This window comes from Prevotella sp. C561, from assembly GCF_000224595.1.
GTDB lineage: Bacteria > Bacteroidota > Bacteroidia > Bacteroidales > Bacteroidaceae > Prevotella > Prevotella jejuni.
The window spans coordinates 276,799-277,891 of sequence record NZ_JH114139.1 but is presented as its reverse complement, the minus strand read 5'-3'; positions in this window follow the sequence as shown (position 1 = coordinate 277,891).

Sequence of the window (1,093 nt, the reverse complement as noted above, 5' to 3'; positions counted from 1 at the left end):
GTGTGTTCTGTTCATCTGTGTTTCTGTGAGAAATAGAACGCACCCTCTCAATGAGATTAGGCCTATGAGGCTTGCTGGGGAGTTTTTTCTCTCACAGATCTCACAGATTTAACAGACCCTTTTGGCGCACTGTTTCGAGCTCACAGAACGCCTCCGGCATACAGAATTCACAGAACGTTATAGCTAAAGAAGGGTGTTGGATGTTGGGTTTTAGGTGTTGATGATTATCCATAGGGGTATCTCGGTAATCACGCCCCTCCCTTCGGGGGAGGGGAAGGGGGAGGGGCCACTACTTGCTTTGAATGCTGTGTGTTCTGTTCTTCTGTGTTTTTCTGTGAGAGAAAAAAAGTCCTCATTGAGAGATAGAATACTAACTATATAAACAGAGAATGTCAAGATATTTTACAGAAAGCTTCCTTCTCTTTTCAAGAAAGGGCTGAGTTTGGGACAAGAAGAGGCCCTTCTCCATTCGAGAACATGCCTTTCAGCGTTCAAGAAGGGCATCTTCTTCATGCAAGAAAGGCATGCTCTCAAACGCTATACGTAACTTTCTGATTTATTGGAGGTTATAAAAAACATTACAAGAGACGTTATAGCCCTCACGTGAGGGAGTTTAGCTTAGTTGACTGTAATGATTATTTACCATCTTATTAACTCACCTCTTTCACATACATCACACCCAACGATAGCTATAACGTTCTGTGACATCGGTTGTCGCAAGGCTCTCTGAGACCTCACCCCCAACCCCTCTCCGAATGGAGAGGGGAGTAGTATGCGAGGTTACCCCTATTAGGCTGCAGATAGAAGGAGATGATCTGTTATGCGAACAGAGGACATGTAGGGGTATCTCGGTAATCACTCCCCTCTCCATTCGGAGAGGGGCTGGGGGTGAGGCCTCTGTGTTCTCTGTATGCCGAAGGCCTTCTGTGACTCGAAACTGTGCGCAAAATTGCTCAGTGAACTCTGTGCGCTCTGTGAGAGAAAAACCTCACCAGCGTGAGAGAAAAACCTCACTACGCCCCATGCAAGCAGCCCAATAGGGGTATCTCGGTAATCACTCCCCTTCCCTTCGGGGGAGGGTTGGGGAGGGGCC